Here is a 22523-nt window from a genome sequence, read left to right on the forward strand (position 1 = left end):
TCATTTCTCTTTTGGATCTTTCGTTCGGGCCTCACTACATGATTCAAGCCGCTTCCATGGACCAGCGCAGTTTCCGCAAGCTGCTGGCGCGTAACGTCGGACTGCCGCTGGGCCTCGGCCTGCTCGGCACGATCGTCTTCGTCGGTGTCGTCGCCTACCTGTTGTCCGCCATGCAGTGGGTCGAGCACACCGACCGCACCATCGGTAACGCCAACGAGGCGGTCAAGCTGTCGATCGACCTGGAAACCGGCATGCGCGGCTTCCTGATCACTGGCAATGAAAGCTTCCTGGACCCGTACGAAGTGGCCAAGCCGCGCGTGCTCGAGGGGCTCAAGGACCTGCGTGAGCTGGTCGACGACAACCCGCAGCAGGTCGATCGGGTCAATCGCCTGATCGCGCTGCAGAACGCCTGGACCCAGTTCGCCAGCGAGATGATCGCGCTGCGCCGCAGCCAGGGCGACTACCAGCAGGCGATCGGCAATGGCCGTGGCAAGCGCCTGACCGATGAGATTCGCCGCGAATTCGACGCCTTCATCACCCAAGAGCAGCAACTGCGCACGACGCGGCACGACACGGTCAGCACAGCCACCGTGACCGGCATCACTACCTTCATCTTGTTGCTGGTCTCGCTCAGCGGCCTGCTGGCTTACCTGGGGCGCCGCGATCTGCTGGCCCTGTCGGACAGCTATGTCGCCAACCTGCAGGCTCAGCAGCGTGCTGCCGAACGCCTGGAGCACCAGGCCTGGCTACGCAACGGGCAGACGCAACTGGCCGAGCAGGTGCTTGGCCAGCTCACCCTGGCAATGCTCGGGGACAACACGCTGCGCTTCTTTGCCAGTTACCTGGGCAGCGTGGTCGGCGCCTTCTACGTGCGCAACCAGCATGGCCAACTGACACGCGTGGCCAGTTATGGCCTGGGCGCCGAGGCCCAGGCACGCGAACAGGTGTTCCAAGGCCACGAGGGCCTGTTGGCCCAGGTCGTGGGGCAGGAGCGCCTGCTGCGGCTCGACACGCTGCCGGCGGATTACTACCGGCTCAGCTCCGGCATCGGCGAAGGCCTGCCACGCAGTGCGCTGCTGGTGCCGACCCGTGACGATGGCCAGGTCAACGGCGTACTCGAACTCGGCTTCCTGCGTCCATTGTCGGAGCGCGACGCAGAGTTGCTCGAGCAGGTGGCCGACAACCTCGGCCTGTCGATCGAGACCGCCCGCTACCGCCAGCGTCTTCAGGAAGTGCTGGCCGAGACCCAGCAACTCAACGAAGAGTTGCAGGTCCAGCAGGAAGAACTCAAGACCGCCAACGAAGAGCTCGAAGAGCAGTCGCGCGTGCTCAAGGAGTCCCAGGCCTACCTGGAGACCCAGCAAGCCGAGCTGGAGCAGACCAACGAACAGCTCGCCGAACGCACCGATGCGCTCGACCTCAAGAACAACGAGCTCAACCAGGCGCAGGTCGAGCTGCAGGCCCGGGCCGATGCCCTCCAGCAGTCCAGCCGCTACAAGTCCGAGTTTCTCGCCAACATGTCCCATGAGCTGCGCACGCCGCTCAACAGCTCGTTGATCCTGGCCAAACTGCTGGCCGAGAACGGCCAAGGCAACCTCAGTGCGGATCAGGTGAAATTCGCCGAGTCGATCTATGCGGCCGGCAATGACCTGCTCAACCTGATCAACGATATCCTCGACATCGCCAAGGTCGAGGCCGGCAAGCTCGACATGCGCCCGGAGCACACGCCGGTGACGCGCCTGGTGGGCGGCTTGCAGTCGATGTTCGAACCGCTGGCCCAGGACAAGGGGCTGACCTTCGAGGTCGTCCTCGAACCGAACCTGCCCGCGGCGCTGTTCACCGATCGCCAGCGCCTGGAGCAGATCCTCAAGAACCTGCTGTCCAACGCCATCAAGTTCACCGACAAGGGGCGCGTCAGCCTCACGGTCAGCCCGGCGCCTGGCCAGGGCCTGGTGTTCGCCGTGCGTGACAGCGGCATCGGCATTCCCGCCGATCAGCAAGAGGCCATCTTCGGTGCCTTCCACCAAGTCGATGGCACCAGCAATCGACGCTTTGGCGGTACCGGTCTGGGGTTGTCCATTTCCCGCGACCTGGCACGCCTGCTCGGCGGGCAGATCCAGGTCAGCAGTACGCCGGGCGAGGGCAGCCTGTTCAGCCTGACGTTGCCGGAGCACTACGAGCCCGACGAAGCGGCCGCGCCCAAGAAAGATGTGCCCGTGCCTGCGGCCCTGCCCCCCGCACCGGTGCTGCCCGCGGCGTTGCCACAGGCGCCAGCGGTGCGGGTCGCGCCGACCTTCAGCGATGACCGTCAGCAGGCACCGTTCGACAAGCGGTGCATTCTGGTGGTCGAGGACGAGCCGAACTTTGCCCGCATCCTGTATGACCTGGCCCACGAACTGGGCTACCACTGCCTGGTCGCCCATGCCGCCGATGACGGCTTCGAGCTGGCCGCTCGCTACGTGCCCGATGCCATCCTGCTGGACATGCGTCTGCCGGACCATTCCGGCCTCACCGTGTTGCAACGCCTCAAGGAACAGGCCAGCACCCGACACATTCCGGTGCACATCATCTCGGTCGAGGACCGCGTCGAGGCGGCCATGCACATGGGAGCGGTGGGTTACGCGGTCAAGCCGGCCAGCCGCGAGCAGCTCAAGGAGGTGTTCGGTCGTCTCGAGGCCAAGCTGACGCAGAAGCTCAAGCATATCCTGCTGGTGGAAGACGACGCGCTGCAGCGCGAAAGCATCGCCATGCTGATCGGCGACGAGGACGTCGAAATCACGGCGGTGGGGACGGCCGGCGAAGCCCTGGAACTGCTCCGCGACCATGTCTACGATTGCATGATCATCGACCTCAAGCTGCCGGACATGCTTGGCAACGAGCTGCTCAAGCGCATGACCACCGAGGACATCCGCGTATTCCCGCCGGTGATCGTCTACACCGGGCGCAACCTGACCCGCGACGAAGAAACCGACCTGCTCAAGTACTCGCGCTCGATCATCATCAAGGGCGCCCGCTCGCCCGAGCGGCTGCTCGACGAGGTCACGCTGTTCCTGCACAAAGTCGAGTCGCAGCTGTCTCACGAACGCCAGCGCATGCTCAAGACCGCCCGCAGTCGCGACAAGGTGTTCGAGGGGCGCAAGATCCTGCTGGTCGACGATGACGTGCGCAACATCTTCGCGCTCACCAGCGCGCTGGAGCACAAGGGAGCTCGCGTGGAGATCGGACGCAACGGTCGCGAAGCCCTCGAGCGCCTCGAGCAGCATGATGACATCGACCTGGTGCTGATGGACGTGATGATGCCGGAAATGGACGGGTACGAGGCCACCCGCCTGATCCGCCAGCGGCCCGAGTGGCGCAAGCTGCCGATCATCGCCGTCACGGCCAAGGCCATGAAGGACGACCAGCAGCGCTGCCTGCAGGCCGGTGCCAACGACTACCTGGCCAAGCCGATCGACCTTGACCGCCTGTTCTCCCTGATCCGCGTCTGGCTACCGCAACTGGAGCGAATTTGAGTACCCACAGCAATACCGATATCGAGATCCGGCTGCTGATCGAGGCGATCTACCTCAAGTACAGCTACGATTTTCGCGACTACTCCGGTGCGTCGATCAAGCGACGCATTCAGCACGCGCTTGGCCAGTTCGAATGCCGCACGGTCTCGGCCCTGCAGGAGCGCGTGCTGCACGATCCGGCGATGTTCATGCAGTTGCTGCAATACCTGACGATTCCGGTCAGCGAGATGTTCCGCGATCCGGGGCACTTCCTGGCGCTGCGCAACGAGGTGGTGCCGCTGCTGCGCACCTGGCCATCGATCAAAGTGTGGATCGCCGGGTGCAGCACGGGCGAGGAGGTCTATTCGATGGCCATCCTGTTGCGCGAGGAAGGGCTGCTCGAGCGCACGATCCTCTATGCCACCGACATCAACCCCAGCTCGCTGGAAAAGGCCAAGCAGGGCATCTATGCCTTGAACGACATCGAGCAGTACGCCGACAACTATCGCCTGGCCGGCGGTCGACGCGATTTCGCCGACTACTACACGGCGGCCTATGATCACGTGATCATGGATGGCAGCCTGCGCGAGAACGTCACCTTCGCCGATCACAGCCTGGCCACCGACAGCGTGTTTTCCGAAACGCAGCTGGTGTCTTGCCGTAATGTGCTGATTTATTTCAATAAAAGCTTGCAAGACCGCGCCTTCGGCCTGTTTCATGACTCGTTGTGCCATCGCGGCTTCCTGTTGCTCGGCAGCAAGGAGTCGGTCGACTTCTCGGCTTATGGCGATCGCTTCACGCAGCTGGTCAAGCCCGAACGGATCTACCGCAAGTCATGAGTGCCATACGAGCCATCGTCATCGGTGCCTCGGCGGGCGGCGTCTCGGCGCTGTTCCAGGTGCTCGGCGCACTGCCGCCGGCCTTCGCCCTGCCGGTGGTGTGCGTGCTGCACCTGCCCGAAGGGCGGCCCAGCCACCTGGCCGAAGTCCTGCAACGGCGCTTTTCTCGTCCGGTCTGCGAAGCCTTGGACAAGGCCACGATCGAAGCCGGCTGGATCTACGTGGCAGGACCGGGGTATCACGTGTCGGTCGAGCGTGATTTCAGCCTGTCGCTGAGCCAGGAACCCCCGGTGCATTACTCGCGTCCGGCCATCGATCTGCTGTTCGAGTCGGCGGCCGATGCCTATGGCGAGGGTTTGCTGGGGGTCGTGATGACCGGGGCCAACGAGGACGGCGCCCATGGCCTGGCCTGCATCAAGCGTAACGGGGGGCGAACCGTGGTCCAGGACCCCCGTGATGCCGAGGTCAGTCTGATGCCCGAGGCCGCACTGGCCCGGCACCAGCCTGATCATATTCTTACCCTGAGCGGTATCGGGCAGTTGCTCGCTACCCTGGAATCGAGCGCATGCTGAACAACATCACTGCCAAGCTACTGATCGTCGACGATCTGCCGGAGAACCTTCTGGCACTCGACGCCTTGATCCGGGGCGACGGCCGCGAGGTCCATCAGGCGCTGTCCGCCGAGCAGGCGCTGATGCTGCTGCTCGAGCACGAGTTCGCCCTGGCCATCCTCGACGTGCAGATGCCGGGCATGAACGGCTTCGAACTGGCCGAGCTGATGCGCGGTGCGGAAAAGACCAAGCACATTCCGATCGTGTTCGTCAGCGCCGCCGGGCGCGAGATGAACTATGCCTTCAAGGGCTATGAAAGCGGTGCAGTGGACTTCCTGCACAAGCCGCTGGATACCCAGGCGGTGAAGAGCAAGGTCTCGGTGTTCGTCGACCTGTACTGCCAGCGGCAGATTCTCGGGCGCCAACTCGAGGCGATCGAGCGCAGCCGGCAGGAGCAGGCTGTCTTGCTGGAGCAGTTGCAAGTCACCCAGACCGAGCTGGAGCGCGCGGTCAGCATGCGCGACGACTTCATGTCCATCGTCTCGCATGAGCTGCGCACACCGCTCAATGGGCTGATCCTCGAAACCCAACTGCGCAAGATGCACTTGACCAACGGCAATCTGGAGGCGTTTTCGTTCGACAAGCTCAAAGCGATGACCGAACGGGACGAGCGTCAGATCAACAGCCTCATCCGGTTGATCGACGACATGCTCGACGTGTCGCGCATCCGCACCGGCAAGCTGTCGATCAAGCCTGACACCTGTGAGCTGGACCGCGTGGTGCGGGCGCTGGTGGAGAACTTCGAAGCCCAGGCCGCAGCGCTCGGCACGACCATCGAACTGGAGCCGTGCGAAACCCTGTGCGGCTGCTGGGATGCGCTGCGCATCGAGCAGGTGTTGGCCAATCTGCTGTCGAACGCCCTGCGCTATGGCGAGCAACGCCCCGTGCAGGTCCGCGTCTTCGAACAGGACGGCATGGCCTGCGTGCAGGTCCAGGACCAGGGCATCGGCATCAGCCTGGCCAACCAGCAGCGGATCTTCCAGCAGTTCGAGCGCGTGGCCCAGAGCCGTTCGGTGGCCGGGCTGGGGCTGGGGTTGTACATCTCCGACCAGATCGTTCAGGCCCACGGCGGGCGCATCGAGGTCCACAGCGAAGAAGGCCAGGGCTCGCAGTTCAGCATCTGGCTGCCGCTGCCGAAAACCCTTCATGAAACTGGTCAGGTGCAGGCAACCTCTGCGTGACGCCAAGGTCGTATGGCCAATCCTGTCGAATATCTAGGTTTTGAAATGAGTGAAGATGCACAAGATGTCGTACTGATCGTCGAGGACGAGGAGGCGATCCGCATGATCTTGCGCGATTACCTTGCCGGCGAGGGGTATCACGTGCTGGTGGCGGAAAACGGCGAACAGGCGTTCGCTATCCTGGCGAGCAAGCCGCACCTCGACCTGATGGTCACCGATTTCCGCTTGCCCGGTGGCATTTCCGGGGTGGAGATCGCCGAGCCTGCGGTCAAGTTGCGCCCTGACCTGAAGGTGATCTTCATCAGTGGCTATCCGGCCGAGATCCTCGAGTCCAACAGCCCGATCACTCGCAAGGCACCGATCCTGGCCAAGCCGTTCGACCTCGACACGCTGCGCAGCAAGATCCACGACCAATTGCGCTGATGCCCCGTGCGTCGGTGAGAGGCAGAGCCTGATCGATGAATGAACACGTTCGACCGGTAGCGCTGGAAAAAGCCTACCGCCTGCTCAACCACGGCCCGACCGTGCTGGTCTCGGCCCGCCACGGCGGCGTCGACAACGTCATGGCCGCTGCCTGGGCGTGTGCCCTGGACTTTGCCCCGCCGAAGGTCTCCATCGTGCTCGACAAGATCGCCCATACGCGCGCCTTGGTCGAGGCCAGCGGCTGGCTGGCGATCCAGGTGCCGACGGTCGGGCAGGCGGCATTGACCCACCAGGTCGGCACGCACAGCCTGCATGATCGACCGGACAAGCTGGTCGCCAGTGGCGTGGTGCTGCACACCGTGGAAGACTATCCGGTGCCGCTGGTCGAAGGCTGCTCGGCCTGGCTGATGTGTCGGGTGATCGACGAGCCGCACAACCAGCAGACGTACGACCTGTTCATCGCCGAGGTGGTGGCGGCCTGGGCCGACGACCGTGCCTTTTGCGACGGGCATTGGCTGTTCGAGCAGGCCTCGCCTGTCTGGCGCAGCCTGCACTATGTGGCGGGCGGGCAGTTCTACGCCATTGGCGAGCCTGTGGTGGTCGATCCGCAGGCGTGAGCCGACAGGCCTACAGCGCGCCGACGCCGACCTTGGCGATCTCGGCATCCTGGGCGGCCTGCACGCCCGACACACCGATCGCGCCAATGACCAAGCCATCGACCAGCACCGGCACGCCTCCTTCGAGGGAGGTCAACTGAGGCGCGGTCACGAAGGCCGTGCGGCCCTCGTTGACCATGCGTTCGTACTGCACCGTCTCGCGTCGACCGAGGGCGGCGCTGCGTGCCTTTTCCAGGGCGATGTAGGCGCTGGCCGGGGCGCAGCCGTCGAGCCGGTCCAGGGCCAGGGGGTGGCCGCCGTCGTCGACGATGGCGATGCACACCGGCCAGTGGTGGTCGCTGGCATGCTGGCGTGCGGCCTGCAGCATGCGCAGGATGTCCTTGTGGTCCAGTACCGATTTGCTGTGCATGACGCACTCCGTGTCGCAGGAAAAGAAGGGCAGTATCGCACCCGCGACGGTCTGTCGCACGGCAACGTGCCGATGGATTGAACGTCCCGCCAACAATACGCTCCTATGCACAGACGGCCATCAGATGTCCAGACCGAAGCATGCCGGGCACGCTGACATGACACGATCCATTACCTCAGGCATGACCTGCACCAATCACGAGCAACCGGGGTTCCTGCGCCACGGTGGCGAGGTCGCGCGTTTGTTGTGCCACCAGGATCCCGCGGCGACGCCGCTTGGCGCGCCGCGCGAATGGCCCATGGCGCTCAAGACCGTCATGGCCACGCTATTGCCGTCCAAGGCACAGATCGTGCTGTTCTGGGGGCCGGACTACCTCGCGCTGTACAACGATGCCTATGCGCCGACCATTGGTGCGAAACACCCCCATGCCCTGGGTCGTCCGGCGATCGAGCACTGGCACGAGCTGTGGGACGACCTGGAGCCACTGCTGAGGGGGGTGCGCGAGACGGGCGAGACGTTCTCGGCCACCGACCGACCGTTCTACATCGAGCGCCACGGGTTGGGTGAAACGGTCTGGTTCGACGTGTCCTATTCCGCTGTGCACGATGAGCACGGCGACGTCGGCGGGGTGCTGTGCATCGTCACCGAAACCACCGAACGGGTGCGGTTTCAACGACGCCAGGCCTCGCTCCTGGCCTTGGGCCGATTGCTGCCTACCCTGAGCGAGCCGGAGCAGATCCAGCAGGCCGGCCTGCGTCAGCTGGGTGTGGACCTGGGCGCCGCGCGCCTGAGCCTGCTGCGGTGCGACGCCCGCGATGTGCCATGGCACGTGTGCGAGGTATGGGCCGAAGCGAACGTGTGGCCAGTCGAGATCCCATTGTGCCCAGCGTTCGACGAGGCGACGCTCGAGGCCCTGCATCAGGATCGCGTGGTTCAGGGCCAGGTGACCTGCCAGGGGCGTCGCGCAACGGCCTTGTACGTACCGATCATTCGCGCCGAGGGGCTGGAGGCCGTGCTCGTGGTGCACCTGCGCGATACGCGTCTGGTACGCGAGCAGGAATTGCAACTGTTGGACGAGGCGGGCAAGCACCTCTGGGCGGCCGTTGTGCATGCGCGTGCCGAGCAGGCGCTCAAGGCCAGTTCCGCGCAGCTGGCGGCCATGTTCGAGCAGGCCAGTGCGGGCATCGTCCTGTGTGACCGCACCTGGACCATCACGCGGGCCAACGATCGCTACTGCGACATGCTTGGACGCACCCGCGCCAACGTGCTCGGTACCCGTCTCCAAGACCTTCCCGATGCCTGGATGACCGATCTGGGCATGGCGAGGCAGGCAGCCCCCCGACAGGTCACGCGCTGCGTGTTGCGTCCCGACGGTCAGCCGGTGTGGGTGCAGCTGCAGGTCACGCGGCTGCTCCATGAGCAGGACGAGCTGGCCGGCATGCTGTGCATGTGTATCGACGTCACGGCACGTGTCCAGGCCCAGGCCGAACTGCTGGCCTTGAACGAAAGCCTGGAAGAACGGGTGGCCACTGCATTGGCCGAGCGCGAAGCCACCCTGGCCGAGTTGCACGAAACCCGCAAGATGGAGATGGTCGGCCAGCTGACCGGCGGCATCGCCCATGACTTCAACAACATGCTCACGCCCATCATCGCCTCCCTGGAGTTGCTGCGCCTGCGCCATGACGACGCGCGCAGCACCCGGCTGACCGACGGCGCGCTGCAGGCCGCCGATCGCGCGCGCACCCTGGTCGGTCGCCTGCTGAGCTTCGCCCAGCGCCAGACGCTCAAGCCTCAGCCGGTTTCCCTGGCCACGCTCATCGGCGACATGCGTGAGCTGATCGGGCGCTCTTTGGGCCCGACCATCGAGGTCGGTCTGGCCATCGATGCCTGCCTGCCCTCGGTGATAGTCGACCCGCACCAGCTGGAACTGGCCATCCTGAACCTGGTGGTCAATGCGCGCGATGCCATGCCTCAAGGCGGCCGGCTGACCCTCAGCGCTGGCGTGGAGACAGGGGGCGACGGAGGGCGCACCGAGCGTCTGGCTGCGCGTTGCGGACACGGGCATCGGCATGAGCGAAGAGGTGCTGGGTCGCTGCATGGAGCCCTTCTATTCCACCAAGACCGTTGGCAAGGGCACAGGCCTGGGCCTGCCCATGGTGCAAGGCTTGGCGTTGCAATCCCAGGGCGACTTCAGCATCCACTCCACGCAGGGGCAGGGCACCGAGGTCACCCTCTGGCTGCCGGTCAGCCAGGCCGAGTGCGCCAACGCGTGCGAGCCGTCCAGCGACACACCCATGGCCCGTCGGGCGACCCGTGTATTGCTGGTCGACGACGAAGACATCGTGCGTCACGCCACCTGCCTGCAACTGCGCACCCTGGGTTATGACGTCACCGAGGTCGCCAGCGCGGCCTGCGCACGCGAGCGGATCGAACAAGGGCTGGAGGTGGACGTATTGGTCACCGACCACGTCATGCCGGACATGACCGGCGCGCGTCTGGCCTGTCTGTTACGGCAACAGCGACCGGAGCTGCCGGTGCTGATCATCACCGGCTACGCCAACCTGTCGCCTGACGAACTGCAGGACTTCGAGGTGTTGCGCAAGCCGTTCCGCCGGGCCGAACTGGCGCAGAGCGTGGCCCGCCTGACGACGACCCTGTCGGTCATGTCCTAGGCTCGATCCAGCGCCTTCTCCAGCATCGCGCACACCTGCTCGGCCGAATAAGGCTTGGCAATGAAGGGAAAGCCCTGCACGCCGCGCTCGGCGATGACATCGCTGTAACCCGAGGTCAGGATCACCGGCAGCTGCGGGTGACGCTGACCGATCGCCTTGGCCAGCGCCAGGCCGTTCATGCCTGGCATCATCACGTCCGAGAACACCACGTTCACCTCACTGACGCGGCTGTCCAGCAGCACCAGCGCGGCTTCGCCGTCACGTGCCCAGCTGACCTGGTAGCCATGGTCCTGAAGGATCTGCTCGGCGAAACTGCCAATGTCCAGATTGTCCTCGACGACCAGCACATGACGGCTGCCTGCCGCGTGCGGTGAGCGTTCGGCAGCGCTGGCCTGCGCAGGCGCCAGAAGCGCTGGCGAAGTGACCTGTGGCAAGTACAGGGTGAAGGTCGTGCTCTGTCCCGGCTCGCTGCGTACCTGCACCTCGCCGCCCGACTGCTTGGCGAAACCGAAGACCTGGGACAGACCCAGGCCGGTGCCCTGGCCGGAGACCTTGGTGGTGAAGAAAGGGTCGAAGATGCGCTCGAGCAGTTCCGGGGCAATGCCAGTCCCGCTGTCGATCACCGAAATCGCCGCGAAACGCCCGAGCAGCGGTGGGTGTTCGCCGACACCGGATACCGTATGGTCGGGTTGCAGGCGCAGACGCAGCACGCCTTCGCCGCCCATGGCGTCGCGGGCATTGAGCACCAGGTTGACGATGGCGGTTTCCAGCTGGGCCAGATCGGCATGGATGTAGCAGGGCGTATCGGGCAGCTCCAGTTCGACCCGCAGCCGCGAACCGATGGTGGTGTCGAGCATGTCGGCGATCGCCGTCAGACGCGGTGCGGCGGCGAAGGTTTCCGGCACCAGTGCCTGACGGCGTGCGAACGCCAGCAGTTGCCCGGTCAGCTTGGCGCCGCGGTCGACCGAATCGGCCATGGTCTTGATGTAACGCGCACGCCGCCCTTCGTCGAGGTCGGGCCGCTTGAGAAAGTGGATCGACGAACGAATGATGGTCAGCAGGTTGTTGAAGTCGTGCGCGACGCCACCGGTCAGCTGGCCGATGGCCTCGAGTTTCTGTGACTGGCGCAGGGCGGCCTCGGCGTGTTGCAGCTGCGCGGTGCGCTCGCCGACACGCTGTTCGAGGGTGGCGTTGAGCGTGGCCAGGGCCGTGGCCGCGGCGCGTGCCTCGGAGAAGGACTGCACGCGCTGGATATGCGCCCAGCAGCGTTCGGTGACTTCACGGATCAGCGTCTGCTCGGACAGGCTCCAGCGACGTGGCGTGTGATCGTTGACGGCCATCAGTGCGATCAGACGACCGTCCTTGTACAGCGGCATGCACACCGAGGCGCAGATGCCGAGCCGCTGGTAACTGGCGAAATCCGCAGGAGGCAGCTCGCCAGGCGCGTTGATCACCAGGGGTGCGCCGGTGCGCAGACGATTCATTGCCAGGCTGCCGAAATGCGACAGGTGATAGCGACCCACCAGGCGTGGTGCATCGTCCGCCACCCAGTCGCCATCGATGCTGAAACTGTCCTGGTCGGGCTCCATCATGCCGTAGCCACAGCTGGACAGGCCCAGGTGCTCGCCGAGCATGCGCGTGGTGATGGCCATGATCAGCGCCGGATCCGTGGCGCTGGCAACGGCCCGACCCAAGGTGTCGAGAAAGCGCAGGTGCTGGTTGGAAATGACGGTCGCCGTCGTCTCGGTGACGGTATCGAGCAGGCCGACCACGTGACCTTCGCGATCGCGGATGGGGCTGTAGCAGAACGTGAAGTACGCCTGTTCGGGGCTGCCGCTGCGGTCGATGACCAGCGGAAAGTCCTCGATGTAGAACGCCTCGCCCTGCAGGGTGCGCTGGGCCATGTCGCCGATTTCGCTCCAGGCCTCCTCCCATACCAGGCGGAAGGGTCGGCCGAGTGCGGAAGGCTTGTCACCCAGGATGGTGGCGAAGGCATCGTTGTGGAACGTCAGCAGGTCCGGCCCCCATAACGCTGCTTGCGGAAAGCGGGAAGCCAAGCACAGTGCCAGAGTGGTCTTGAGCGTGTCCGGCCAGTGCTCGAGCGGCCCGAGAGGGGAATCGGTCCAGTCGTGATTCGCGATGCGGTCCGCCATGAAACCGCCACCTTCCAGCCATCGTGCCCTGTACATCAAGATTCCTGCTTGCTCAATCGTCTACTGACCAAACCATAGGGTGCACCGAGAGGCCTGCTCAAAGCGAGTGGTTTTCGTCGGAGACGCAGTGCCCAGCCAGCGGTTCGGCCGCTCTATTCCACGCATCGACAACGATTGCGCACGCGTTTTTCCGCTCGTCTGCGACGCCGTGTCGCACCTGGCTCGTCCGCTCGGCAGCATGACCTTCGGGCGTGGGCCGATCGGCTTGCGACTGCTCTGCGGGTGGCCCTGCAACGGCATCCTGTGTTTTCATGCCACCCCCTCGGGAGGCCACGGACGTGGTGAATTGTACCCAGGGCAACGCACGCTCGACGTTTGTCGAGCGGCTTCGCAGTGCATCAGACGTCGTCCACCGTCCCGCCTCCTGGGGGCGAACGTCCTACCATGCCGTCGGTCGGAGTGTTAGCGCAAGCATAAAGCGTTGCCGTCGCATCAAGGAGTTGCCTATTAATGAACAAGAAGAACGAACCCGCTGAACTTGCCAAAGTCAACCCGCCGGTCTTCTGGATCTCGGCGATCCTCTTGCTAGTCCTGGTGCTGTACGCCAGCCTCTTTCATACCCATGCGCAAAACCTGTTCGCCACGATCCAGGGCTGGATCATCGGCAACGTCAGTTGGTTCTACATTCTCGCCGTCGCCGTGATCCTGGGCACCGTGGTGTTCCTGGCGGTCAGTCGCTATGGCGACATCAAGCTCGGGCCTGACCACAGTACGCCCGACTACAGCAGCACCACCTGGTTCGCCATGCTGTTCTCGGCCGGCATGGGCATCGGCCTGATGTTCTTCGGCGTCGCCGAGCCGGTCATGCACTTCGCCAAACCCCCCTTCGGGGACGGCGGAACGGTCCAGGCGGCCGGTGAGGCCATGCGCATCACCTTCTTCCACTGGGGGCTGCACGCCTGGGCGATCTACGCCATCGTGGCGCTGATCCTGGGGTACTTCAGTTACCGCCACGGGCTGCCGTTGACCCTGCGTTCGGCGCTCTATCCGCTGATCGGTGAGCGTATCTACGGACCAATCGGTCATGCGGTGGACATCTTCGCGATCATCGGCACGGTGCTGGGGGTGGCCACATCCCTGGGTTTCGGCGTGGCGCAGATCAACACTGGCCTCAATGCCCTGTTCGGGATACCGGTGTCGACGCCGATCCAGATCGTGCTGATCATCGGCACCACGTTCCTGGCGACCTTGTCGGTGGTGTCCGGTCTGGACAAAGGCGTACGCCGACTGTCCGAGCTGAACCTGGGGCTGGCGGTGCTATTGATGCTGATGGTGATCGTGCTCGGCCCGACCGTGCTGATCCTGCAGACCTTCGTGCAGAACACCGGCGGTTACCTGAGCGAGATCGTCAGCCGTACCCTGAACCTTTACGCCTATCAGCCAAGCGACTGGATCGGTGGCTGGACGCTGTTCTACTGGGGTTGGTGGCTGGCCTGGTCGCCGTTCGTGGGGTTGTTCATCGCGCGGATCTCCCGTGGTCGTACCATCCGCGAATTCGTCACCGGCGTGTTGCTCGTACCTAGTGGCTTCACCCTGTTGTGGATGACGGTGTTCGGCAATACCGCGATCCACATGATCCTTGACCAGGGGCTGACCGACCTGGCACAGGCCGTGGACACCGATACATCGCTGGCACTGTTCGCCTTCCTCGAACACTTCCCATTCGCGTCCGTCATCAGCACACTGGCCATCGTCATGGTCGTGGTGTTCTTCGTCACTTCGGCCGACTCTGGGGCCATGGTGGTCGACATGCTGGCATCCAACGGACAGGGCAACACACCCATTCGTCAGCGCATCTTCTGGGCCTCCAGCATGGGCCTGGTAGCCATCGCGCTGCTGCTGGCCGATGGCCTGAAGGCGCTGCAGGCCGCCACCATCGCCAGTGCCTTGCCGTTCACCATCGCACTGCTGTTCAGCATGCGTGGCCTGCTCAAGGCGCTCAAACTCGATGCCACCAAGCGGGGCCTGCGTCACCAGGCCCTGGCCATCTCGCCAACGGCCTCGCGCAATGCCGGCAACTGGCAGCGCCGTCTGCGCACCCTGGCGATGTTCCCACGTCGTTCGCACGTGCAGCGCTTCATCGCCGACGTCGGTCGCCCGGCCTGCGAATCGGTCGCCGAGGAATGGCGTCGTCAGGGGTACGAGTGCAGCGTGGACGAGGGTGAGGAGGGCAGCGTGATCCTCAAGGTCGGTCCCATCGATGATCCGTTCCTCTACGAGATCCGTCCTCATGCCTACGCCATGCCGAGCTTCGTGATGAGCGACACGCCGAACGAGGAGCGCAAGTATTTCCGCGCCGAAGTGCACCTGCGCGAAGGCGGGCAGGACCACGATGTGATGGGCTGGTCGAAGGATGAGGTGATCGGCGACATCCTCGATCACTTCGAGCGGCACATGCATTACCTGCACCTGGTGGGGTGATAGCATCCCGGCGAGTCGCTTGTATGGGGCTTGCCGGGAGAGTGTGGACACCTGCTCGGTGGGCCCGCAGGGCCCACAAAGTCCTTAAGTTATTTGCTTTAAAATCAACAACATACTTTATGTTCTATGAGAGCTGGCTTGCCAGCGATAGGGCCTGCGCATTCACCTCAGGGCTGGCAGGCCAGTGTTCAGCTGTCGGTCATGGGCCGGTGCGAGCACCGCTATCGCGGGCAAGCCCCACAGGTGGCGTCGCCATCGTGCTGCTGCCTGCTTGAAATGGGTACCTGTGGGAGCTGGCTTGCCAGCGATGGGGCCTGTGCATTCACCTCTGGGCTGACAGGCCAGTGTTTGGCCTGTCGGTCTTGGTCGGTGCTACTACCGCCATCGCGGGCAAGCCGACACTGCGGTCATCCTCACGGTCAACCGTCGATCAATCCAGATCCGCCGCCGAATGCCGTTCCGGCACCTGGCTGCCGTCCTCGCCCCACACCCGGTTCACCCGCGTCCCCCGCTTGACCGCCGGACGCTCGGCGATGGTCTTGGCCCAGCGCTGCACGTTCGGGTACTCCTGCACCGACAGGAAGGTCGCAGCCCCATACAGGTTGCCCAGCACCAGTTGCCCGTACCACGGCCAGACCGCGATGTCGGCGATGCTGTAGTCGTCACCGCCCAGGTAGGCGCTTTCGGCCAGCCGTCGTTCCAGCACGTCCAGTTGACGCTTGGCCTCCATGCTGAAGCGATCGATGGCGTACTGGATCTTCTGCGGCGCATAGACGTAGAAGTGCCCGAAGCCACCGCCCAGGTAAGGTGCCGAGCCCATCTGCCAGAACAGCCAGTTCAGGGTTTCGGTGCGTGCCGCGTGCTCGCGGGGCAACAGGGCGCCGAACTTCTCCGCCAGGTACAGCAGGATCGAACCGGACTCGAACACCCGCACCGGCGGCTCGACACTGCGGTCGAGCAGGGCCGGGATCTTGGAGTTGGGGTTCACGCCGACGAAACCACTGGAGAATTGGTCGCCCTCGCCGATACGGATGAGCCAGGCATCGTAGTCGGCCGCTTCATGCCCCAGGGCCAGCAGCTCCTCCAGGGCAATGGTGACCTTCACACCATTGGGCGTGGCCAGCGAGTACAGCTGCAACGGATGCTCGCCGGTCGGCAGCGTCTTGTCGTGGGTCGGGCCGGCGACGGCGCGGTTGGTGCTGGCGAACTTGCCATCGGGTGAAGAGGGCGCTTTCCAGACGCGTGGTGGGACATACTCGTGGTCGCTCATGCACTCGGTCTCCTGTGATCGAAAAAGGTCGCGTGAAACGGTGGACCGCGCAGGTAGGCCAGGGGTTCGTGAAGGGCAGCGCGGCGTGGCGTCTTGCGCTAGGATGGCACACTGCAATTATTTATCCCCGCGCACAACTATTCGGCCGCGCGGTGGTCACTGTCAGCACGTTGACCCGTGTCCCTCGGCACCGGTCACATCACCTTTCAGGAGCGCACCATGGCAGTACTGCACGACAGCACGTTGCACACCCTCAAGCAGCATCAGGCGCAACTGCTGAGCGAATGGGTCACGGACCTTGAGGCCACCGGCGCGACCCGCAACCTCAGAGAGCACGACATTCGTCAGCAGACCACCGAATTTCTGCAGCTGTTGCTCGAAGGCCTGAGCGGCGAGACCGACATCGGCGCCGTCCAGTGGGAACAGACGCGGCGCTTCCTCGAGAAGCTGTCGGCGTCACGCGCGCAACAAGGGCAGGATTCGCACCAGGCCGCTTCGTTCATCTTCGCCTTGAAAGGCCCGCTGTTCCGCCTGTTGCAGCACACCCTGCGCGAGCAGCCGGCCGAGCTGGCCAGTCAGCTGCTCAGCCTGTCGGAACTGCTCGACAGCCTCGGTCTGCATACCGTGCGCACCTATCAGAAGTCCCGCGAGGGGGTGATCAAGCGCCAGCAGGAAGAACTGCTCGAACTGTCGACGCCGGTCGTCAAGCTCTGGGATGGCGTACTCGCCCTGCCGCTGATCGGCACCCTCGATTCGCAGCGCAGCCAGACCGTGATGGAATCGCTGCTCCAGCGCATCGTCGACACCGGCGCGGAAATCGCCATCATCGACATCACTGGTGTGCCCACGGTCGATACCCTGGTCGCCCAGCACCTGCTCAAGACCGTCACGGCCATCCGCTTGATGGGCGCCGACGCGATCATCAGCGGCGTGCGGCCGCAGATCGCCCAGACCATCGTGCACCTGGGGCTCGACCTCGGCACCCTGACCACCAAGGCCAACCTGGCCGACGCCCTGAGGCTGGCACTCGGCCGTCTGGGCGTCGACATCGGCAGGCGGGCGTAACCGCATGGAACGTATCCCGATCTTGCAGATGGGCGAGTTCCTGCTGGTGACCATCCAGGTCGACATGTACGACCAACTGGCGCTGCGCCTGCAGGACGACCTGAGCGAGCGCATCAGCCATACGGGTGCGCGTGGTGTGCTGATCGACATCTCCGCACTGGACATGGTCGATTCGTTCATTGGCCGGATGATCGCCAACATGTCCGCACTGTCGCGCATCATGGACGCCGAGACCATGGTGGTCGGCATGCAACCGGCGGTGGCCATCACCCTGGTCGAACTGGGCCTGACCCTGCCGGGCGTGAGCACGGCGCTGAACGTCGAGCGTGGCATGGCGCAACTGCGGCTGCGAGTGAACGCGCGATGAACGTGCGTGACAGCGGGACGCTGCCGGTGCGTCTCGAACAGGATGTAGTGCTGGCCCGGCAACTGGTGCGCAAGCTGGCCAGCGAGGCCGGCATGCGCCTGGTCGACCTCACCAAACTGGTGACGGCGGTCAGCGAGCTGGCCCGCAACACGGTCGTCTACGGCGGGGGCGGCGACATGGACTGGAGCGTGCTGGACGACGGTGTGCAGGTCGGTGTGCGGCTGCTGTTCCGCGACGAAGGCCCTGGCATCCCCGACCTCAAGCTGGCCCTGACCGACGGCTGGACCTCGGGCAACGGCATGGGCCTGGGCCTGACCGGCGCACGCCGTCTGGTCGATGAGTTCGAACTCGACACCACGCCTGGCGCAGGCACCCGGATCACGATCACCCGATGGACATGATCATTTCGGCTTCCCTGACCCAGGTGCTGCCGATCGACGACGACAGCCAGGTCGGCCATGCCCGGCGCAGCGTGCAGCGTCTGGCCGAGCAGCAGGGCTTCGACGAGGTGGATGCCGGCCGTGCGGCGCTGGTCGCCACCGAACTGGCCACCAACCTGCTCAAGCACGCCGGCCAGGGTGTGCTGCATGTGCGTACCTTGCCAGGGCCCTTGGGCAGTGGCCTCGAGCTGTTGGCCATCGACCGCGGTCAAGGGTTCGACGCCGCCGTGTGCATGACCGACGGCTACTCCACCTGTGGCACCCAAGGCCTGGGCCTGGGCAGCATTTCGCGCCTGACCCAGGTCTGCGATCACTACAGCGACGCCCGCGGCACCGTCGTGCTGGCGCGCCTGTACCCCCGTGCCAGCCCTCGTGTCGACCTGCGTTTCGGCGTCAGCCAGCATTCGCTGTACGACGACCCGGCCTGTGGCGATACCTGGGCCCTGGCATTGACCGAGCAAGGCGTCGCCGCGCTGGTCATCGATGGGCTAGGCCACGGCGAGGGCGCCGAAGAAGCGGCGCGCGCCGGTGCACGCGTGTTCGAGGCGGCGCCGTTCGCCAACCTGCAGGACGCCATCGGCGCGATGCACCAAGCCATGACCGGTACCCGGGGCGGCGCCGTGGCCGTGGCGCGCTACGAGCGGGCGCACCGGCACTTCAGCTTCGTCGGGATCGGCAACATCAGCGCCAGCCTGATCGACGGCACCCGCAGCCAGGGACTGGCCTCGCACCCAGGGATCGTCGGTGGGCACTACCGCAAGGCCCACGTGTTCGACTACGCTGACCCCAGCGCGCGCTGGCTGATCCTGCACAGCGACGGCTTGCAGTCGCGCTGGACCCTCAACGACTACCCTGGCCTGGTGCACTGCCATCCGGCCGTGATCGCTGCCGTGTTGCACCGCGACTTCTGCCGAGGGCGGGATGACGTGACGGTGGTGGTCATCGACCTGGAGAGCCCCCATGGCTGAGCCCTGCGCGAACGCCGCCGAACAGGCGTTGCTGAACCAGCGCCTGCTGGCCGAGAACGCGGCCCTGCGCGCCGAACTCGACGAAACCAACCAGGGCGTGCTGGCGCTGTATGCCGAGCTGGACACCCAGGCCGAGCACCTGCGCCAGGCCTCGGACCTCAAGAGCCGTTTCCTCTCCTACATGAGCCACGAATTCCGCACGCCGCTGGGCTCGATCCTGAGCATCACCAGCCTGCTGGCCGACGAACTCGACGGGCCGCTGAGCCCCGAGCAGCACAAGCAGGTGGCGTTCATCAGCAATGCCTCGCGCGAGCTCAGCGACATGGTCGACGACCTGCTCGACCTGGCCAAGATCGAGGCGGGGCGCATCACCATCTCGCCGGCCTGGTTCGACATGTTCGACCTGTTCGCCGCCTTGCGCGGGATGTTCCGGCCGATCGTCGACACCAAGGCGGTCGACCTGATCTTCGAGGAGCCCGTGGGCCTGCCACGGCTGTACACCGACGACAAGAAGCTGGCGCAGATCCTGCGCAACTTCATTTCCAACGCGGTCAAGTTCACCGTGCGTGGCGAGGTACGCATTTCGGCCCAGCTCGAAGGCACCGACCGAGTCCGCTTCGCCGTCAGCGATACCGGCATCGGCATCGCCCAAGAGCTGCACGGCACCTTGTTCGAAGACTTCGCCCAGGTCGACTCGCCCTTGCAGAAGAAACTGCGCGGCACCGGCCTGGGGCTGTCGCTGTGCAAGCAGTTCGCCGCGCTGCTCGGCGGCAGCGTCCGGGTCGAGAGCATGCCCGGTGTCGGTTCGACCTTCTCGGTGATCATCCCGTTGGCGCTGGCCCAGGAGGGTGCCGATGGTCTCTGACGTTCGCCTGCTGATCGTCGATGACAATGCGGCCACTCGCTACGCCTTGCGTCGCCGGCTGGACCAGCATGGTTACCATATCCTCGAGGCGGCCACCGGCACCGAAGGCCTGGCGCTGCTCGACAGTCAGCCGATCGATGCCCTGATCCTCGACGTCAACCTGCCCGACATGAGCGGCTTCGACATCGTCCGCCGTCTGCGCGCCGACAGCCGTACCGCGCTGCTGCCGGTGATCCATGTGTCGGCGGCCTCGATCATGACCGGTGACATCATCACCGGCCTGAACGCCGGCGCCGATGCCTACCTGGTGCATCCGGTGGATGCGGACGTGCTGCTGGCGACCTTGCGTACGCTGTTGCGGGTGCGTGACACCGAACGGGCGCTACGTGAAAGCGAAGCGCGCTTTCGCGAGATCTTCACCCATGTCTCGGCGCCGATCGCCGTGCTCGATGCCGACTTCAAGGTCCACGAGTGCAACGAGGCCTTCGCCGAGATGATCCAGGACAACCAGGGGTACGAACGACTCGAGGCGTGCTTCGTGGTGGGCCAGGACGCCATGCTCGGAGAACTGCGCGAGCACCTGTTGCAGGGCACGCGGTGGAAGGGCACCCTGGTGATGAACGTGCAGGGCGAACAGCGTGACGCCGAATGGCAACTGTCGCCCTACCGCGAGCAGGGGCTGAGCCTGGCGTTCATCGAGGACGTCACCGAGCATCGCCACCGCGAGCGCTCGCACCTGGCCCAGCTCGATGACGCCGCCACCCAACTGGCCCATGAAGTGGCCGAGCGAGCCCGGACCGAGGCGCAACTGCTGCAAGTGCAGAAGATGGATGGCCTGGGTCGGCTGACCGGCGGCATCGCCCACGACTTCAACAACCTGCTCACCGGCATCATCACCAGCCTGGAGCTGATTCGCAAACGCCTGGCCGATGGCCGCAGCGAACGGGTGCCGATGTACACCGAAGCGGCCCTCAATTCGGCCAAGAGCGCCGCTGCCCTGACGCACCGCCTGCTGACGTTCGCCCGTCAGCAACCGCTCGATACCCGACCGGTGGACGTCAACGAGCACGTGCAATCGCTGGAGGAGTTGCTGGGCCGCACCATCGGCGAACGTGTCGAGCTCCGGCTGCAGTTGAGTGCCCAGCCGGTGGTGGCCCTGGTCGATCCGGTGCAGCTGGAAAGCGCGGTGCTCAACCTGGTCATCAACGCACGCGATGCCTTGCCCCGAGGCGGGCGGATCTGGGTACAGACCGCAACCACGCGCGCGTTGGGCGACCCGAACCTGGCGGACGGCACGTACGTCACGGTGACCGTGCGCGACGACGGCACGGGGATAGACCCGGGCGTGCTGGACAAGGTGTTCGACCCGTTCTTCACCACCAAGCCCCTGGGACAGGGGACCGGGCTGGGATTGTCGACCATCTACGGTTTCGCCCGTCAATCCGGCGGTCACGTGGCCATCCGCAGTGCCATCGGACGCGGCACCGAGGTGACGCTGCTGCTGCCGGCCAGTACGCAGCCTGCGGCCGAAACACGCCCTGAGCCATTACCCGACCACTGCGGGTCGGGCGAGCACATACTGATCGTCGAAGACATGGCCTCGGTGCGGTTGTCGGTAGCCGAAGTGCTGCGCGATGCCGGCTACCGCTGCACCCTCGCCGAAAGCGCGGCCCAGGCCTTGGCGCACCTGGAGGCCGATCACAGCATCGACCTGCTGCTCACCGACGTCGGATTGCCGGTGCTGAGTGGTCGCGAACTGGCCGACCGCGCCCGGGCCTTGCAGCCGGCCTTGCCGGTGCTGTTCATGACCGGGTACGCCGAAACCGCCCTGGATCGTCAGGCGTTCCTGGGCGAGGGCATGGACATGCTGATCAAGCCGTTCCAGGTTGGAGAGCTGCTGGAGAAGGTGGGGCAGGGGATGATGCGCGCGGGATGAGTGTTCCGGGGGGGCGGTAAGTTCATGCTTGCCTGACATACGGCGGGGCTGATTTCATGGGCCCGCAGGGCCCATAAAACCCGCCCTCACACGACGCAGCCTGTACCACGCCCAACCCGCCCCACGATGTTCTACAACCACGCCGGGCTGTTGAAATTATCCAGCCGCGCATCGCCCTCGGCGCACTCCAGCGCCTGCAAGGGCATCTGCCGCAGGATCCGTTGCAGGCTTCGTTCGCCCTCTGTCCACGCGCGCTCCAGTTGGGGCAGCAGCGCGCGCGGCAACACGCTGAACATCGGCTGCCAATACCCGTCCTGGCGCACCATGGCCGGCTGATCATGGGTCACCGCCAACTGCACCAGCGCTTCGACCAAGGCTCGATCCAGGCGCGGTGCGTCGCAGGCCAGCAAGACCACCCAGGCATGCCGCGCGGCAGTCAGCCCGGCGATGACGCCTGCCAGCGGGCCAGGGAAGTCGGTCTCGGCATCGGCCACGCAACGGTCGGCATAGCGGGCATAGCGAGCGGCGTTGCGGTTGCAGGAAATCACCAGGTCATCGGTCAGCGGACGCACCACACGGTGCAGGTGCGCCACCAGCGGTTCGCCCTGCCACTCGACCAATCCCTTGTCACGTCCACCCATGCGCTGCCCGCGACCACCGGCCAGGATGAGCACTGAATAAAGGGGCGGGGACATGGGGCGGACTCCTGAGCGATGACTGCCCAGACCCTCCCAC

The 22523-nt window shown here is 65.0% G+C and carries 17 protein-coding genes and 1 pseudogene; 14 read left to right on the plus strand and 4 right to left on the minus strand.

The genetic code is table 11. The features are described 5' to 3' along the window. Nucleotides 1-38 precede the first annotated feature (38 nt). The 6 genes from G7007_RS08680 to G7007_RS08705 are packed head-to-tail and all read left to right on the plus strand — an operon-like array spanning nt 39 to nt 7162. On the plus strand, nt 39-3512 hold the full coding sequence (locus G7007_RS08680) for a response regulator (protein ID WP_181100808.1): 3474 nt from the start codon (nt 39-41) through the stop codon (nt 3510-3512). Further along, entirely contained in the window at nt 3509-4330 is an 822-nt protein-coding gene (locus G7007_RS08685) for a CheR family methyltransferase (protein ID WP_181100810.1), read from the plus strand. The genes G7007_RS08680 and G7007_RS08685 overlap by 4 nt, the downstream gene beginning before the upstream one ends. Further along, nucleotides 4327-4902 carry a chemotaxis protein CheB gene (locus tag G7007_RS08690; RefSeq protein ID WP_181100813.1) on the plus strand — a complete coding sequence of 192 codons (576 nt, stop codon included), beginning with the start codon at nt 4327-4329 and terminating at the stop codon, nt 4900-4902. Before G7007_RS08685 ends, G7007_RS08690 begins: the two co-directional genes overlap by 4 nt. Continuing rightward, nucleotides 4896-6122: a hybrid sensor histidine kinase/response regulator gene (locus tag G7007_RS08695; protein ID WP_181100814.1), complete on the plus strand. Its 1227-nt coding sequence runs from the start codon at nt 4896-4898 to the stop codon at nt 6120-6122. The genes G7007_RS08690 and G7007_RS08695 overlap by 7 nt, the downstream gene beginning before the upstream one ends. 45 nt (nt 6123-6167) lie before the next feature. Next, a complete protein-coding gene (locus tag G7007_RS08700; RefSeq protein ID WP_060394135.1) occupies nt 6168-6545 on the plus strand; it encodes a response regulator in 378 nt (125 codons plus the stop codon). Nucleotides 6546-6580: 35 nt separating this feature from the next. Further along, nucleotides 6581-7162, plus strand: a complete 582-nt coding sequence (locus G7007_RS08705; RefSeq protein WP_181100817.1) for a flavin reductase family protein — start codon at nt 6581-6583, stop codon at nt 7160-7162. 10 nt (nt 7163-7172) lie between these two features. Here the strand turns inward: G7007_RS08705 and G7007_RS08710 are convergent, their stop codons facing one another. Beyond that, nucleotides 7173-7571: a heme-binding protein gene (locus G7007_RS08710; protein ID WP_181100819.1), complete on the minus strand. Its 399-nt coding sequence runs from the start codon at nt 7569-7571 to the stop codon at nt 7173-7175. 157 nt (nt 7572-7728) lie between these two features. On the opposite strand from G7007_RS08710, the pseudogene G7007_RS08715 reads away from it, so the two are divergent. Beyond that, nucleotides 7729-10243: pseudogene (locus G7007_RS08715) on the plus strand (PAS domain S-box protein). Here G7007_RS08715 and G7007_RS08720 read toward each other — a convergent pair. Beyond that, the gene (locus G7007_RS08720) at nt 10240-12396 is read right to left on the minus strand and encodes a GAF domain-containing hybrid sensor histidine kinase/response regulator (protein WP_181100822.1); all 2157 of its coding nucleotides are present in this window, start codon (nt 12394-12396) and stop codon (nt 10240-10242) included. The pseudogene G7007_RS08715 and the gene G7007_RS08720 sit on opposite strands and share 4 nt — an antisense overlap. Before the next feature lie 510 nt (nt 12397-12906). On the opposite strand from G7007_RS08720, the gene G7007_RS08725 reads away from it, so the two are divergent. Beyond that, nucleotides 12907-14877, plus strand: a complete 1971-nt coding sequence (locus G7007_RS08725) for a BCCT family transporter (protein WP_181100824.1) — start codon at nt 12907-12909, stop codon at nt 14875-14877. Nucleotides 14878-15307: 430 nt separating this feature from the next. Here the strand turns inward: G7007_RS08725 and yghU are convergent, their stop codons facing one another. Beyond that, on the minus strand, nt 15308-16147 hold the full coding sequence (gene yghU / locus G7007_RS08730) for a glutathione-dependent disulfide-bond oxidoreductase (protein WP_181100827.1): 840 nt from the start codon (nt 16145-16147) through the stop codon (nt 15308-15310). A gap of 219 nt (nt 16148-16366) precedes the next feature. Between yghU and G7007_RS08735 the strand changes: the two genes are divergently transcribed. Genes G7007_RS08735 through G7007_RS08760 form a run of 6 tightly spaced genes read left to right on the plus strand, consistent with a single transcriptional unit; the run spans nt 16367 to nt 21788 of the window. Beyond that, entirely contained in the window at nt 16367-17212 is an 846-nt protein-coding gene (locus G7007_RS08735) for an STAS domain-containing protein (RefSeq protein WP_181100830.1), read from the plus strand. A 4-nt stretch (nt 17213-17216) separates the two neighbouring features. Next, nucleotides 17217-17579 (plus strand): STAS domain-containing protein, encoded by a 363-nt coding sequence (locus G7007_RS08740; RefSeq protein ID WP_181100832.1) that lies wholly within the window; start codon nt 17217-17219, stop codon nt 17577-17579. Next, entirely contained in the window at nt 17576-17980 is a 405-nt protein-coding gene (locus G7007_RS08745) for an anti-sigma regulatory factor (protein WP_181100835.1), read from the plus strand. Before G7007_RS08740 ends, G7007_RS08745 begins: the two co-directional genes overlap by 4 nt. Next, nucleotides 17977-18987: an ATP-binding protein gene (locus G7007_RS08750; protein ID WP_181100885.1), complete on the plus strand. Its 1011-nt coding sequence runs from the start codon at nt 17977-17979 to the stop codon at nt 18985-18987. The genes G7007_RS08745 and G7007_RS08750 overlap by 4 nt, the downstream gene beginning before the upstream one ends. Then, a complete protein-coding gene (locus G7007_RS08755; RefSeq protein WP_181100838.1) occupies nt 18980-19852 on the plus strand; it encodes a sensor histidine kinase in 873 nt (290 codons plus the stop codon). Before G7007_RS08750 ends, G7007_RS08755 begins: the two co-directional genes overlap by 8 nt. Continuing rightward, nucleotides 19842-21788, plus strand: a complete 1947-nt coding sequence (locus tag G7007_RS08760) for a response regulator (RefSeq protein ID WP_181100841.1) — start codon at nt 19842-19844, stop codon at nt 21786-21788. The genes G7007_RS08755 and G7007_RS08760 overlap by 11 nt, the downstream gene beginning before the upstream one ends. Before the next feature lie 131 nt (nt 21789-21919). Here the strand turns inward: G7007_RS08760 and mobA are convergent, their stop codons facing one another. Continuing rightward, complete coding sequence (gene mobA, locus G7007_RS08765; RefSeq protein WP_181100844.1) at nt 21920-22483, minus strand: molybdenum cofactor guanylyltransferase MobA; 564 nt, start codon at nt 22481-22483, stop codon at nt 21920-21922. Nucleotides 22484-22523 lie beyond the last annotated feature (40 nt).

It is taken from the genome of Pseudomonas entomophila (assembly GCF_013523125.1).
In the GTDB taxonomy this organism is placed as follows: domain Bacteria; phylum Pseudomonadota; class Gammaproteobacteria; order Pseudomonadales; family Pseudomonadaceae; genus Aquipseudomonas; species Aquipseudomonas entomophila_B.